Below are 13,455 nucleotides of genomic sequence, written 5' to 3'. Positions count from 1 at the left end.
AACCTGAGATCTTCTAAGTTATCATGCGACCGTCGTTGGCACATAAAATAAACAATTGCCTTGTGCACTTTTCAAGGAGGAATGCATGTTAGATCCTGATGCAAAAAGAATTCCAGACCCTTTGTATGATCTCGGCCTTTATATCCACACCTATCATCAGCACATGGTAGACGAAGACCTTGACTTTCTTTTCAAGAACTTTTCTACACATTTCAAAAAGCTATTTTATTCCTCGTGCTTGCTTTATAAGCTACAGACTGATAAAGATTTTTTGCAAAGGTATGATAATACAAAAGCCGTAAGCGTTCAAAATATAGAATATTGTTTTTATAAAATAAGCACTATTTGGGAGATGGCATTTGATATCATAGCCAAGCTGGTCGACGTTCCGAAAAAAAAATCTAGGAATAACCATTTTATGGAGAGGTTTTCCCATCATGGTAAACCTTTTGACTTGCGTTGGTACAATGAGATAAACGAAATCAGGAATAGAATTACTCACGGAGGAATACGGATTATGCCGTATCACACCGTCGACGATAGCAATACCCCTAGAATTTGCTTTCAGGCATACAATATTGAATTTTCAGATCGGACTGCGCACAATCCTTATTATACCAACATCCATAACAACCACATAAATTATGCGGATAATTATTTTGCCTATCATACGCATCTGCTTTATCGGTTTTTGGGTAATTTATTTAGAGTGACCATGCTTGATGTGGCCGAGAGCAATGGGCACGACATTAGTGACTTGAAAGAACCTCCCGAAACTTCCTTTTTTGAAAGCGAAGTGATCTCACTAAAAACCTGGCTTCTATCTGATACTGATGCGTTCCAATCAATTACGGATAAAATGATCTATCTGAAAATCACTGGCGGCCATATGCGTAAATTTGATGAATTTCCTCGTGAGAGAATTGTCGAACAATACGAAGGTTTTCCTTTTGATCTGATGAAGATCATTTCGACTGCAGAGCGATTTGCTTATCCGGCAGAGGACTGACACTGCAATCTTCATTCGGTTATAATTGAGTGAGGATCCTGGCAGGCCTTGGATACAGTCTATGAACACCAATCAATGAACAGCCGCATCACTTCGAGAGCAGATAAGCCTATGTTGGAGGGCCCGCGAGCGGCTTATGAACATTTGAAATCGCCCACTTGTTGAATTACGTATTAAGCGCGAGCCAGTTTAGATGCAACTGCTGTTGTGACCGTCACTTAATGAATGGAATGGCGCCCTCTCTGGCAACCAGCTGATTTCAATGGTTTTTTTGTTCGTCCTCATAATCTGTACCACTTGAAAACGTAATTATTGAGTGGAAATCATCCTTCGGCACGACTGCATCTACAGATTTTCCATCCATTAAGAGCGAAACACACCATATTCGCGTCATACGTTGCTAACCCTCCACCAGCTTGAAGACTAGGAAGCATAGCCGCGAGAATGTGCTCCCTGCGGACTTTCAGGCCGGGAGCATGCTGCGTGCTGAGCTTGCGGATCGACGAGCGTGCAGGTTTTTTGCTAGCTTGTCAGCAGAGCATTTCAGGACATACGAGATGAAAAGAGCGGAGTTTTTAGAACACCAAGATACCAAGGACTTCATTTCGTGGCTGATTTTGTATCTGCCTGCCCTGTCCGTGCATTTGAAGGTGCTGAAAACCGATTTCGTGCATGAGAAAATCGACTGCCAAGTGAAAGGCATCGAAGCTGACGGATCCTTCATTGCCTGGGCTCATAAGGTTGAAAGTTTTTGGTAAACGGCCTCACAAATTTCGCGAAATGAGCGGGTCGTTTGTTATGGTGGAGACAAATGACGAGTGGGAATTCGCAGGGATGGTTACACTCGCGAGCGACATCGAAGGTCTGCTCAACTTCATTCCTGCTGAGAAGATAGTCTACTACCTCGACAAGCTGACGAGTGGCACACCACTTGCGCAGAATCTAAATCAATAGATTAAAAATGGGCAAAGAAATGATTGAAAAAAAAGTACGAAAAAACGCATGGATTTTTCTTCGAAAGGCTATCAACCAGCTAGTTTCGCATGACGACTCTAGTGATAACGGGCTTTCGGAGGAGGTTGCAGTAGTTGCTACCGTTTTCATCCAGACGGCGTTCGAGTTAGCCCTCATCGCCTATCTAATCGAGTGCGAAGGCATTCATGCAGTGGTTAACTCCCGCGATGGAAACCTTACCGAAGAGCAATTACTGGAGAAATTTACCAACAACGAATTGAGCACCAAGTCGTTTAACTCGCTAGCAGAATATGCCTCAAGCAAAAAACTTTATCTGAGAGCAGATGACTCTGATCTCGTCCAAGATTTTCAAAAAAAGCGCAACAAGCTTGTGCATTTAAACTTTGAGTTTCAAACGGGTGATTTGTACGATTTAAAGTATGAGCTGGTTTACTTCTTGGTTTATCTTGTTATCCCAATTTTGACGAAAGAAGAAAGCCGCCCATCTGAAGCAATTGAAAATTACCTCAACGCAGAAGACTTCCGTAAGCTAATAAAGTTTTCTCCATATGCTATGGAGATGAAATTTAGAGCCAAAGATTTTTCCAGCGATGTTTACAAATGCCTCTATTGCGGCAATGAATCCCTTGCGGCAAGTGACTACGGAAATGAACACTGCTTCTCATGTAATCAATACTATCACCACGTAGGTTTTTCCGATTGCTCCAGATGCGAGTCTAAAAATTCGATAATTTATGATAAACTTAACATTGAGAGCCAGCCGGATAGAACACTTAAAGGCAAGTGCCTGAAATGCGATGAGGACGATCTAATTTACTCATGCGAGGCTTGTGGAGAAGTAGTGGCGCTAGAGGCCACGCACTATGAGAGATGTCATCCGGGGTATTGTCATCAAGAGGTGTTAAGTCCCGAATAAAAGCCGAAGCCCGCTTAATTCAAAACTGAGAATTGGCCTAAGGTTAATCGCCCTCGAATTTTGCGGCCAACGCAATGGTTGCTTGTGGTTGGCCCTTCCTTTGCCCAATGTCAGCCACTGAAAGAATCGTAAATGTCGGCAAACATTTTGCCCAGAAGATATTGAGAGTGCTTGCTTCGATCAAATCTCAGCGAAATAATCTCACTGAATTCAAAATCAAATTGAGTGTTAGAGACTGCTTCTTCATATTGCATCTTCGCCAAATAAAAATCAATTGCCTCTAGGCTCAACATGTCATACCGCTCATTGATCACAAACGTATTGAGCGAGCTCTCTGTTTTGGAGCAATTTCGTATAGCCTTTGCTTTAACTTGAACTTCGGCGCTCTTGGATTGAATGGCATCTACGAGAACAGAGGGGTCGTCACCGGCAGCAAGATAAAATTGAATGTTTTCGGCATCAACCAGAGGATTCAAGTGAGGTTCCGCATAAAAATCAACTTCACCCTTAAGGCTTGAGTTGCAGGACGCGCAACTTGGAACCAAATTGTAGAGCGTCAGCGCCAGGTGGGGATACTCATCCTTGAAGTAAAAATGATCGAGCGTTGGTCGAAAATCGCCATTTTCACTTTGGAGCGTGAATGCGTAAGCGTGGTTACAATAGGGGCAGATCCGTGCCTTAGATTTCCTGCACAAGGCATAAGCGTTCCATTTGGATGTCTTCGCCGTGAAGCGCTTATAGTTAAAAACACGTCCAATTTCCGCAACAAACTGGCCATTAGATGCACCCATCCTATCCCTATATTTGTTGAAGATATCAATACTGAGCAGAATATCATTCAGTTCGTGCGAGAGGACAAGCTTCTCTACCTCCTGAATAAAGTGATAAGCGGCCATGTGTTCCACTGATTTTGGTCCCACGAACCCTTCGACAGCCAGGAAATATTTCTGCATCAGTTTGCTAAGAAAAATTCCATGTTCACCTTCCGCCTCGCACCAGTTACGAACAATAGACGAAATCATATTCAGCGTGCCTCACCTTTGACGCGCCGCAGTACCTCCGCCTTGATTATCGGATTATCAATGCTTGAGACTATGAAATCAGCGAGTTCAGACCGCACACCCTGGGAGGCATTGCTGACGACTTCATTGATTCTTCTAGAAGCAAACTCACCCACTGTTTTCGCCCCAAACGATTGATTTATTAGCTCATGCAGTGGCGCGGCAAATGCGCTTGAAGTCTCGTCACCATGATTCGCCTCCATCCTGCAAACAAACTCCTTTGGGACATCTGTAGCCAAAAGCGGAGAGTGAGTCGCCAAGATCACCTGGAGTGCAGCGAGCCCATACTCATCTTTGAGCATAGAAAGCATCCTGTTGAGGTGGCTGATATATTTCCGCTGCCACTCCAAATGGAGAAATGCATCTCCCTCATCAATCAAGATCAAAACTCTCCTTAAACCCCTCTCATGGAGCTCCTTGACAGCCTCAAAGATACATGACAACTGCGTAATTATTGCCAGCTGGCCAGAGCTCATATTCCTGAAGCCAACTTCAAAAATATGGTCGACACCCGATTTCGAAAGGGGAGCCTTTTCGTTCAAATGAAGTTTTGCTTCAAGAGAGGCACGACTTCCTAACTTAACTTTAGCATCGCGCCCCTTTAGGAATTCCAGTGAGTTATGAATGTCGTCTAACGCTCGCAGAGCGAATTGTGATGGCTCATGATCACGTTCCCCGTCGCTACGGCGCAGCAAAGCATGCATAACCGATTCAATCACTTGCGGAACTCTATTCCCCCGAGAGATATACTTCTCAAGTACAGCAAATACGCAAAATGACTCGACGTCACTATTAAGATGATCTCGAATTAGACGATGAACATTCATCGCCGCTTTTTCGATAAATTGCTTTTCTCTTCTTTCATTTTCAACGCGCTGGTCCGGAGTCAATGAGCCGCTTGATGTCGAGGCTTGTGATTTCTGAAGAAATTCAAGAAGAGGTAAGGTCACATTTCTCAGGTGTTCACTGTCAATAACAGTCCTGGGAAACGGCTGCACGATAAGCGTTTCGACGATTGTTCTACAGACCTTACGTACGTCTACATTTTTCTGAACATACAGCTGCGGGGAAATATCGAAATCGCGTAAAACATCCTCATAAGCGCGCATTTCGAAAACCGATAGCGGTCTTGCCCAGTTTGGCGAAGCGTCGATAAAGTTTTTGCTCTTATGTAAACGCCGGCCATAGGGAATAGGAGAATAATAGATAGCGCCCCATGCCTCCCTCATCTCTTGAAAGCTCATTACTCGGCCTGCATCCATAAAAATCTCGCATGAATAGCGATCAACCTTCGCCTTGAGCGTAAATTTATCTAGAATTCTATTCAACAGAAAAGTTTTGCCGGAACCATTAACCCCGATGACAAGCGACACGGAATCAACGTCAAATATATTCGGGATACCAACGCCAGTTTGATTTAGTTTTATTGTGCGATCTTCGACCACAATTGACGAGATGACCATTTTAGCCCCAGCAAAGCGTTTGCATATAGTTAAAATCCTTCCCCATACCACCTGTCGAACAGAGCCAAGCCCGGTCGAACCCAGTGAACGAGAGCAATTTATTTTACCCGAATGGAACAGAAGCAGTTGAAGAACAGAGGTCTCACTTGATTCGCAGGCTCTATAATCGGCAAAGTTGTGTTGTGCGCACTTTACCAGCAAGAGCTCTTTCAAAGCATCCACCTTAGCTCCACTCCCTCTTGTCTCTTCGACGAGGGAAGTCGAGCTTGCCGCGCAGGTGGTTGCTCAGTCGCGTTTCCCCGGCCGCCGCGCCGGGTACCTGGCGCGGCGATCCGGTGCAGGTTTGTGGTCCCGTGGGGCCGGCACCTTCGCCGGTCTGCAGTTCGCCGGAACCGAAATCGTGCTGCGGCCAAAGCGCAAATCACTGCCATCGCTATCGCCCAGGCGGTTGATGCGGTTGTATCCCACCTCACCGATCACGGTCAGGCGGCTGGCCCCCATGACCTGGTCGAAGAGTTGCGTGGCCGTCATCTGCGCCTGCAGCATCGGCATGCGCCCATAGCCCTGCAGTGGATCGCCACCGTCTGCTGATGATTTCAGCACCGAGTATGACCTCTATGAACACCAATCGCTGAACAGCCACATCATTTCGGGAGCAGATAAGCCAGCGTTGGTTGGCCCGCGAGCGACTTATGAACATCAAACATCGCCCACTTGTAAAATGGCGTACTATCTGGAAATGTCGATTAAGTGGCAGCGCCCCCACCGTTAAATCTTGATGAGCTCCTCGGCAATCACCGCCAGCCGGCTCCCGACCTTGTCCTTCAAGGCCTCAATGAACCGGGTGATCTTGGCATCGATGAACTGCCGCGACGAGTACACCGCGTACACATTCCGCTCCTCAGTGAAATAATCGGGTAGCACTCGTACCAGTTTCCCAGAACGTAAATCGTCGAGGGCGGCAAAGCCCGCGAGCAAGCCGATACCCGCACCGCTTCCGACCGCTACAGACATGGCCTCCATGTCATTCACACTGAAGCCTGGCCCGCTGGGGATGAACGTTGCATCGCCCATGCGACTCTTGAGCTGCCACTCATCCCGCGCGTAATCCACCGTACCCAGCAAGAGACATTGATGATCAACCAGATCTGCGGGTGTCTCGGGTGTTCCGTGATTCGCCAGATATTCGGCCGATGCCACCAACACGCAGTGGCTGACTCCAATTTTTTGGCTGACATAGCTTGAGTCTGGCAGCACCCTTGCGATCTGAATGGACACGTCCAGCTGATCTTCCAGCAAGTTTGGCATGCGCTGTGAGAGCATCAAATCGACTGTAACGTCACCAAACGTCTTGCGGTATTCCAGTGCAGCCTCAGTTACAAGGTGTCGAGCAAGCCCAGGCACGCAATGGACGCGAAGCGTACCTCGGGGTTTGAGCAATGCATTGCTCGCCTCTGCTTCAGCGTTTTCGAGGTCGGCAAGGATGATGCTACAGCGCTCATAGAAGCGTCTGCCTGCATCAGTGACCGACAAGCGTCGGGTGGAGCGCTGTAACAGGCGCGTATCAAGCATCTGCTCGAGTGCCGACACCGCTCGCGACACATTCCCCACCGTGGAGTCGAGGTGGTTGGCAACCGCTGTGAAGCTGCCCATTTCAACCACCTTCACAAACACCGACATGTTAGAAAACTTGTCCATCGCCTCCTCCCCTGAGCCAGCTCATTCACCCCGCACTGTGTGTAAATCGGTGTGCATTTGAAAGCTACTTTACCTTTCTGCACAACAATCATTCCCTTCAACTGGGCTAAATCCTTCTCGGTGACCTCCATAGACTCAATTCCACGGACCGGCGCCAGCCACCGTCATCCGAGCCCTGCGTAGCTGCGCAGGGGCAGTTCAACAGAGAATGCTATGAAGGCCACAGCCATGAACACACCGTACGACTCGCTTTATCTTTTCATCGCCGGCAAATGGATCGACGCAGACGGCCGTAAAACTGCGACCGTCAGAAACCCCGCCACTGAAGAAATCATTGGGCAGGTGCCGCTGGCTACTGCTGACGAACTTGATCTGGCCCTTGAGGTGGCACAGCGAGGGTTTGAGCAATGGCGCAACACGGTTCCAGCCGAGCGTGCCCGGGTTCTCAAACGCGCTGCCGCCCTGATCCTGGAGCGTACGGCACACATCGCCGCGCAGATGACGCTCGAAGAAGGCAAGCCCATTGGCGAAGCCATGGATGAGGTCACTCGGGCGGCAGAGTATTTCGAATGGTTCGCTGAAAGTGCGCGTCGCATCGATGGCCGTGTGGTACCAGCGAACCGCCCCGGTGTGCTGCAACTGGTCAAGCGCCAGCCAATAGGCCCCGTTGCTGCGTTCACACCCTGGAATTTCCCGGCAATTACGCCAGCACGCAAATTGTCTGCCGCGCTGGCGGCCGGCTGCAGCGTCATTCTCAAACCTGGTGAGGAAAGCCCCTCCACTGCCCTCGCCCTTGCTCGTGCCTTGGATGATGCCGGGCTGCCGAAAGGTGTGCTGCAGGTCGTGTTTGGTGTGCCTGATGAGGTCTCAAGCCAGCTGATCGCGTCGCCGATTATTCGCAAGGTGACCTTCACGGGCTCCGTACCCATTGGCCGTCTGTTGTCGAGTCGCGCAGCCGAAGGCGTGAAGCCGATCACGCTCGAACTGGGTGGCCATGGCCCAGTGCTGGTGTTCGACGATGCCGACGTGGAGCGAGCCGCTGTGGAAGGCGTCGCCAACCGCTTCCGCGGTACCGGCCAGGTCTGTATTTCTTCAACCCGTTTCCTGGTTCAACGGGGTGTCTACCAGCAATTCGTAGATCAATTCGTTGCGGCAACCAAAGTTCTGCGGGTCGGCAATGGCATGCACCCACATACGCAAGTCGGGCCGCTTGCCAACCTGAGGCAACTGAACAAGATGGAGGAGCTGGTGGCTGATGCTGTCGCCAAGGGCGCCCAGGTGTTGGCCGGTGGTGAGGCCTTGCCTGGGCCAGGCTTCTTCTTTGCACCCACCGTGTTGGCCGATGTGCCAATGGATGCCCGCATCATGCACGAGGAGCCGTTCGGCCCCATTGCCATCTTGATGCCATTCGAAGGGCTGGCGGATGGATTGGCCGAGGCTAACCGCTTGCCCTATGGCCTGTCGGCCTATGCCTTCACCACCAATGCACGGACGGCCATCGATGTTGCCGACGGTTTGGAGGCCGGCATGATCGGGATCAATCAATACCGCATCGTCGCGACAGAGCTCCCCTTTGGTGGCATCAAGGAGAGCGGTCACGGTTCGGAAGGCGGCATCGAAGGTATCGAGCACTACCTCACCAATAAATTCATCAGCCAGGTTTGAGGAGCCGCCACATGACAGGTCTCAACTTTGCAAGCCCTCGTGAGGCTATTGCTGGTGGTCATTCAGATGAGCTGCCGGCGCATCTGCGGCGAGCCGTTGCCAACGGCATAACGCATGAAGAGCTCGCCGGAGCCATTACCCACCTCTCCTTCTATGCAGGATTTCCTGCAGCGATCACGGCATCTGCCATCGCCCATTCCACACTCGTTGACTCGGAGCCTTTGAACCCATGAAAGCGATCACCTTTGAAACCTTTGGCGGCCCTGAAGTGCTCCAGGTGAGTGAGGTACTTGTGCCGGAAGTCCGCCCCGCCGACCTGCTGGTTCGCGTGCATGCTGCCGGCGTTAACCGAGCTGATCTGACCCATCGTACCGGTGGCTACGGGCGTCCCAACTTCGGCGACTCGCTGATCATCGGCCTGGAGATTGCAGGTGAGGTGATCGAGGTTGGCAGTGAAGTGTCAGGCTATCAAGTCGGCGATCGCGTGATGGGAGTGGTGGGTGGCGGCGCCTATGCAGAAGTCGCGCGTATCGATTACCGCATGGCGATGCCGATCCCGCGTGCTCTCGACTACGTGCATGCTGCAGCGATCCCGGAAGTCTTTGTGACCGCTCACGAAGCGATGATCCACCTGGCGCAACTGAAACCAGGCGAGTCAGTACTCATTCATGCTGCCGCAGGTGGGGTTGGCTCAGCAGCCGTGCAGCTTGCTTACGCCATGGGCGCCAAGGTCTTCGCCACCGCAGAGGCAGGAAAACTGTCCCGGGTCGAGAATCTAGGTGCCGATTTCACCATCGATTACAAAGCGCAGGACTTTGCCCAGGTCGTCGCGCAGCACACGGATGGGCAAGGTGTGGATGTCATCATCGATTTTGTAGGTGAGCCCTACTTCATGAGGAACATCAAGTCGCTCGCCAAGGGTGGCCGCCTGGTACAGGTCGGTATGCTGGGTGGCGGTGGTGAAGTGAACCTCAAGCTGGAAGACGTTCTATACCGCCACTTGCAGATCATCGGCACAGTGATGAAGTCCCGCACACAGTCTGAAAAACATGCGATGGTCAGACGCTTTCGCGAACACTGGCTTGATCGTTTCGAGGGAGGAGGCAGTCTTGAGCCCGTGATTGATAGCACCTTCCCATTGGCGCGAGCCGCGGATGCTCATCGAAAAATGGAGGCCTCACTCAATATCGGCAAGATCATACTTACGATGCCGCTTGGAGCCTGTCTTAGAGTCAGGCCTAGCCAGTGTTAGCCCCTTTGCCCGCTCCGGCGGGCTTCTTGAAAAACCTCGTGCAGAACTTACAGCGAGGAATTCAACTCAGAGATGAGCTCTTCACGATACTTGAGCGCTGCGACTGCGGTCTCGCCCAAGGCGCCTGCTACCGCACTAAGCAGCCCCTGCGCCAGGAGCATAAAGGCGCACATGCTGTTGCTGAAGAACAGGCTATGGTTGGGCACATAGAAGCTGTGCAGCGCGGTCTTGGCCAAAGGCGAACTGGCAGAGTCCGTCAATGCCACGACCTTTATCCCGTGCCGGTTAGCCACCTCGGCAGTCGCCAGCACGCTCGGGGTATACGGGAAGCAGCTGGCGACAACCAACAGGTCACCTGCATCCAGTTGAGCAAGCGCATCAGCAACACCTTGTCGGCTGGAGTCCAGCGCGCTGACATCCGGCCGAAGCATGCCAAGCCCATAGGACATGAACAGCGCCAAAGAGTTGAATTGCCTCATACCATGGATTCGCACGCGTTTGGCGCTGCAAAGTAGCCCAACAACATCGTCAAACGCAGCGGGATCGACCTGCTCCACCATACTGGCAATGTTGGCGCTTTCCTGGCGACCCAATCGTGCCAATTGGCTAATCGCCCCCACACCTTCCGTATTGACCACTAACCGTGACGCCTGATCGCTGTAGAAGCTTTTGCCCTCTGTCAGCTCTCGTCGGAAGACGTCCTGCAATTTGCTGAACCCTGAATACCCAAGACGCCTGGCGAGCCTGGACAGCGTCGAGGCGTTAACGCCGAACTGCGCGGCCAACTCAGTGATTGAAGACACCGCTGCGTGTTGCGGCGATTCAATCATCTGGGTCAGCACGCGCGTCGAACTGCCGCCCAAAGCGATATCCACCTCTTGTCTATCGATGGCAGCCAGCAGCTGTTTCAGCTCAGTCACTGTTTCTGGTAGGTATTCATTGAACTGCGTCATCGGAGTTATCCGCTATTGGACTAACACAACAGCGCCTTGGGCGTCAGGATGATCTGTCACTCGGCGCGCATAAACCCGCCATTCTACAGCGCTGGATGTCAGCGTGAAGACCGCCGTGGCAAGCGTATTTTCGTCATCAGGATCATCGTCCGCACAGCGGTAGACTGGCAACGTTGCACGCTCCTCGTCGCGCAGTATCTGAAGGGCGAGCGCCAGGTCGAGCTTGCGGTTTGAGCCGGCTAACAGGTGATCGACTCGGTGCTGACGAGCGCCAGAACTCCCTGTCACGATCTGCTTGAAATCCCGAAACGACGGATCGACGAGATGGTTCGAGTGGCCGCTCGATGCTTCAACCTCACGCACTACAACGCCATCTGATGTCGCTTCGACACTGACGACACGAGAGGTACCCGCTTGCCCGAACGCGTGGTGGAAAGCCCCGGCGCGAGGCATCAGGGAGACCGCCGCAATCGCCTCATCCACCGTACGGGCATCCAGCGAAGCACGCCCCAGAATCATCCGTGGCAAGCCGGCGGGGATATCCGTTGGGCGGATGTTGTTGACCGTCGCAACAACGCCGAACGCGTTGACTGCAAACGTATGGCCCGGGATCGAGCCGGGATAGACGAAGCTGATGAAGGCCACACCCTCCTCCGGGTTGGCGTGGACAATGGCACAATCATCGCGCAATTGGGGCAGCCCGTCTTCATTGTGGGCGATCAGTGTCTCCTGCTCTGCCTGACCAAACACAGTGGTACAGCCATCCACACTCACGAGCCCAGGAAAATCGCCCCGGCAGTTCCACATGAAGACTTCGTCGACCGGCAACTCAAGCCCGGCGGCAAGGCCTTCGATCTCCTGCCAGTAACGCGGATACCGTTCACGCACCTGCGTTTTCATTTGCCGCGCCTTATCCGTGTCGGCCAACGAAACGAGGTGTTGCCACAGTGGTAATAGGCGCAGTTTGCCATGTACGGATTGACGACCGAATTCACCCAGGCGCCGTCCGAGTTCGAACGCATTGCCGGCGATGTGAAGTTGAGCGAGCATCGCGTTGCCCCTTATGAAACGTGCTGGAGAAATTCGCGCAAGCGCGGGCTGGGTGGATTGGCGATCAGCTCTTGTGGCTTGCCGTCTTCGGCGATGCGCCCCTTATCGATGAAGATCAATCGGCTGGCGACCTTGCGCGCAAAATCCACTTCGTGGGTGACGATGACCATGGTCATCCCCTCCTCTGCCAGCGCCTTCATCACGGTCAGCACCTCATGCCGCAGCTCCGGATCCAGCGCAGAAGTCGGCTCGTCGAACAGCATCATCTTGGGTTTGACCGCCAGCGCCCGGGCAATGGCCACTCGCTGTTGTTGGCCGCCTGACAGCTGCGACGGATAATGGTCAGCGCGTTCGGCCAGGCCGACCTTGGCCAGCAGCTCACGACCGAGCGCATGCGCTTCGGCCTTGCTTGCCCCGCGCACCCGGATCGGTCCGAACGCCACGTTTTCCAGCGCCGTCATCTGTGGGAACAGATGGAACTGCTGGAACACCATGCCGGCTTCCTGGCGAATCAGGCGCTCATCGACCTTGGGGTCGTTGACCTTCAAACCGTCGACAATCAGCTCACCCTCGCTGATTTCTTCCAGCTTGTTGATGCAGCGCAGCAAGGTGGATTTGCCAGAACCCGACGGCCCGATGATGACCACGACCTCACCGCAGGCAATGCTCAGGTCGATGTTATGGAGCACCTGAGTGCTGCCGAAGTGTTTGGAAACGTTCTTGAATTCGATCACAGGATTTTCAACCTCGCTTCCATACGGCGCAGGATGTAGCTGAGCACCAGGGTAATGATCAGGTAGATCACGGCCACCGCAGACCAGACCTCCATCGCGCGGAAATTGCCGGCGATCACTTCCTGGCCCTGGCGGGTCAGTTCGGCCACACCGATGACGATGAATAACGACGTATCCTTGATACTGACGATCCACTGGTTGCCCAGGGCCGGAATCATCCGGCGAAACGCCAGCGGTGTGATGACATAGCGAAGGGTGTCGCGGCGAGAGAGCCCCAGCGCCAGTCCGGCTTCACGAAAGCCCTTGTTGATCGACAGGACGGCTCCTCGGGTAATCTCGCCGATGTAGGCACCCGAGTTGATCATGATGGTGAACACGGCGGCCCCGAACGGATCGATGCGCACGGGAATCATCAGGGGCAAGGCGAAGTAGATAAACATCACCTGCACCATGATGGGGGTGCCACGAATCAGCTCGATGAATACCAACGCTACCCGACTGCTGAAGAAACCACCGTAAGCGCGGGCGAAGCCCGCGATCACACCGATGATTGCGCCGCCGATCAGGCCCAGGATCGAGATCCAGAGCGTGAGTTTGGCACCTTCCAGCAGAACCGGGAGCGCATCCCAGATGGCGCTCCATTGAAATTGCATAACGGTGAACTCTCAGAAAACTTGGA

The 13,455-nt window shown here is 52.4% G+C and carries 13 protein-coding genes and 1 pseudogene; 6 read left to right on the top strand and 8 right to left on the bottom strand.

Annotated features, from left to right (window positions below):
- Positions 1 to 85: 85 nt before the first annotated feature.
- The 3 genes from ABE528_RS10570 (at position 86) to ABE528_RS10560 (ending at position 2,900) form a co-directional block, all read left to right on the top strand.
- Complete coding sequence (locus tag ABE528_RS10570) at positions 86 to 1,009, top strand: hypothetical protein (protein WP_346652890.1); 924 nt, start codon at positions 86 to 88, stop codon at positions 1,007 to 1,009.
- A 476-nt stretch (positions 1,010 to 1,485) separates the two neighbouring features.
- The gene (locus tag ABE528_RS10565) at positions 1,486 to 1,767 is read left to right on the top strand and encodes a hypothetical protein (RefSeq protein WP_346652889.1); all 282 of its coding nucleotides are present in this window, start codon (positions 1,486 to 1,488) and stop codon (positions 1,765 to 1,767) included.
- Between the two features lie 203 nt (positions 1,768 to 1,970).
- Entirely contained in the window at positions 1,971 to 2,900 is a 930-nt protein-coding gene (locus ABE528_RS10560; RefSeq protein WP_346652888.1) for a hypothetical protein, read from the top strand.
- 110 nt (positions 2,901 to 3,010) lie between these two features.
- Here the strand turns inward: ABE528_RS10560 and ABE528_RS10555 are convergent, their stop codons facing one another.
- The 4 genes and pseudogenes from ABE528_RS10555 to ABE528_RS10540 all read right to left on the bottom strand — a co-directional run bounded on the left by ABE528_RS10555 (position 3,011) and on the right by ABE528_RS10540 (position 7,122).
- Positions 3,011 to 3,922 (bottom strand): hypothetical protein, encoded by a 912-nt coding sequence (locus ABE528_RS10555; RefSeq protein WP_346652887.1) that lies wholly within the window; start codon positions 3,920 to 3,922, stop codon positions 3,011 to 3,013.
- 2 nt (positions 3,923 to 3,924) lie between these two features.
- A complete protein-coding gene (locus ABE528_RS10550; protein ID WP_346652886.1) occupies positions 3,925 to 5,646 on the bottom strand; it encodes an AAA family ATPase in 1,722 nt (573 codons plus the stop codon).
- 157 nt (positions 5,647 to 5,803) lie between these two features.
- Positions 5,804 to 5,994, bottom strand: a pseudogene (locus tag ABE528_RS10545) (DUF1302 domain-containing protein); the annotation flags it as partial.
- Positions 5,995 to 6,192: 198 nt separating this feature from the next.
- Complete coding sequence (locus ABE528_RS10540; protein WP_152957403.1) at positions 6,193 to 7,122, bottom strand: LysR family transcriptional regulator; 930 nt, start codon at positions 7,120 to 7,122, stop codon at positions 6,193 to 6,195.
- 228 nt (positions 7,123 to 7,350) lie between these two features.
- Here ABE528_RS10540 and ABE528_RS10535 point away from each other — a divergent pair, with 228 nt between their 5' ends.
- The 3 genes from ABE528_RS10535 to ABE528_RS10525 are packed head-to-tail and all read left to right on the top strand — an operon-like array spanning position 7,351 to position 10,039.
- Positions 7,351 to 8,787 carry an NAD-dependent succinate-semialdehyde dehydrogenase gene (locus ABE528_RS10535; protein ID WP_152957402.1) on the top strand — a complete coding sequence of 479 codons (1,437 nt, stop codon included), beginning with the start codon at positions 7,351 to 7,353 and terminating at the stop codon, positions 8,785 to 8,787.
- Between the two features lie 11 nt (positions 8,788 to 8,798).
- The gene (locus ABE528_RS10530) at positions 8,799 to 9,020 is read left to right on the top strand and encodes a carboxymuconolactone decarboxylase family protein (RefSeq protein WP_152957401.1); all 222 of its coding nucleotides are present in this window, start codon (positions 8,799 to 8,801) and stop codon (positions 9,018 to 9,020) included.
- The gene (locus ABE528_RS10525; protein ID WP_346652885.1) at positions 9,017 to 10,039 is read left to right on the top strand and encodes an NAD(P)H-quinone oxidoreductase; all 1,023 of its coding nucleotides are present in this window, start codon (positions 9,017 to 9,019) and stop codon (positions 10,037 to 10,039) included. Before ABE528_RS10530 ends, ABE528_RS10525 begins: the two co-directional genes overlap by 4 nt.
- Positions 10,040 to 10,086: 47 nt before the next feature.
- Here the strand turns inward: ABE528_RS10525 and ABE528_RS10520 are convergent, their stop codons facing one another.
- Genes ABE528_RS10520 through glnP form a run of 4 tightly spaced genes read right to left on the bottom strand, consistent with a single transcriptional unit; the run spans position 10,087 to position 13,429 of the window.
- On the bottom strand, positions 10,087 to 10,992 hold the full coding sequence (locus ABE528_RS10520) for a MurR/RpiR family transcriptional regulator (protein ID WP_346652884.1): 906 nt from the start codon (positions 10,990 to 10,992) through the stop codon (positions 10,087 to 10,089).
- Positions 10,993 to 11,004: 12 nt separating this feature from the next.
- Complete coding sequence (locus ABE528_RS10515) at positions 11,005 to 12,042, bottom strand: C45 family peptidase (RefSeq protein ID WP_346652883.1); 1,038 nt, start codon at positions 12,040 to 12,042, stop codon at positions 11,005 to 11,007.
- An 11-nt stretch (positions 12,043 to 12,053) separates the two neighbouring features.
- A complete protein-coding gene (gene glnQ / locus ABE528_RS10510) occupies positions 12,054 to 12,776 on the bottom strand; it encodes a glutamine ABC transporter ATP-binding protein GlnQ (RefSeq protein WP_346652882.1) in 723 nt (240 codons plus the stop codon).
- Positions 12,773 to 13,429: a glutamine ABC transporter permease GlnP gene (glnP, locus tag ABE528_RS10505; protein ID WP_152957397.1), complete on the bottom strand. Its 657-nt coding sequence runs from the start codon at positions 13,427 to 13,429 to the stop codon at positions 12,773 to 12,775. Before glnP ends, glnQ begins: the two co-directional genes overlap by 4 nt.
- Positions 13,430 to 13,455 lie beyond the last annotated feature (26 nt).

Origin of the sequence: Pseudomonas sp. TWI628 (assembly GCF_039673865.1) — a bacterium.
Classification (GTDB): domain Bacteria; phylum Pseudomonadota; class Gammaproteobacteria; order Pseudomonadales; family Pseudomonadaceae; genus Aquipseudomonas.
The sequence above is the reverse complement of the archived record's forward strand: the minus strand, read 5'-3'. Positions and strand labels throughout refer to the sequence as shown.

Coding starts and splice junctions, on each gene's coding strand:
- ABE528_RS10535 (WP_152957402.1), top strand. CDS start 7,351: ATGAACACACCGTACGACTCGCTTTATCTTTTCATCGCCGGCAAATGG.
- ABE528_RS10515 (WP_346652883.1), bottom strand. CDS start 12,042: ATGCTCGCTCAACTTCACATCGCCGGCAATGCGTTCGAACTCGGACGG.
- ABE528_RS10520 (WP_346652884.1), bottom strand. CDS start 10,992: ATGACGCAGTTCAATGAATACCTACCAGAAACAGTGACTGAGCTGAAA.
- ABE528_RS10525 (WP_346652885.1), top strand. CDS start 9,017: ATGAAAGCGATCACCTTTGAAACCTTTGGCGGCCCTGAAGTGCTCCAG.
- ABE528_RS10530 (WP_152957401.1), top strand. CDS start 8,799: ATGACAGGTCTCAACTTTGCAAGCCCTCGTGAGGCTATTGCTGGTGGT.
- ABE528_RS10565 (WP_346652889.1), top strand. CDS start 1,486: ATGCTGCGTGCTGAGCTTGCGGATCGACGAGCGTGCAGGTTTTTTGCT.
- ABE528_RS10540 (WP_152957403.1), bottom strand. CDS start 7,122: ATGGACAAGTTTTCTAACATGTCGGTGTTTGTGAAGGTGGTTGAAATG.
- ABE528_RS10560 (WP_346652888.1), top strand. CDS start 1,971: ATGGGCAAAGAAATGATTGAAAAAAAAGTACGAAAAAACGCATGGATT.
- glnP (WP_152957397.1), bottom strand. CDS start 13,429: ATGCAATTTCAATGGAGCGCCATCTGGGATGCGCTCCCGGTTCTGCTG.
- ABE528_RS10570 (WP_346652890.1), top strand. CDS start 86: ATGTTAGATCCTGATGCAAAAAGAATTCCAGACCCTTTGTATGATCTC.
- ABE528_RS10555 (WP_346652887.1), bottom strand. CDS start 3,922: ATGATTTCGTCTATTGTTCGTAACTGGTGCGAGGCGGAAGGTGAACAT.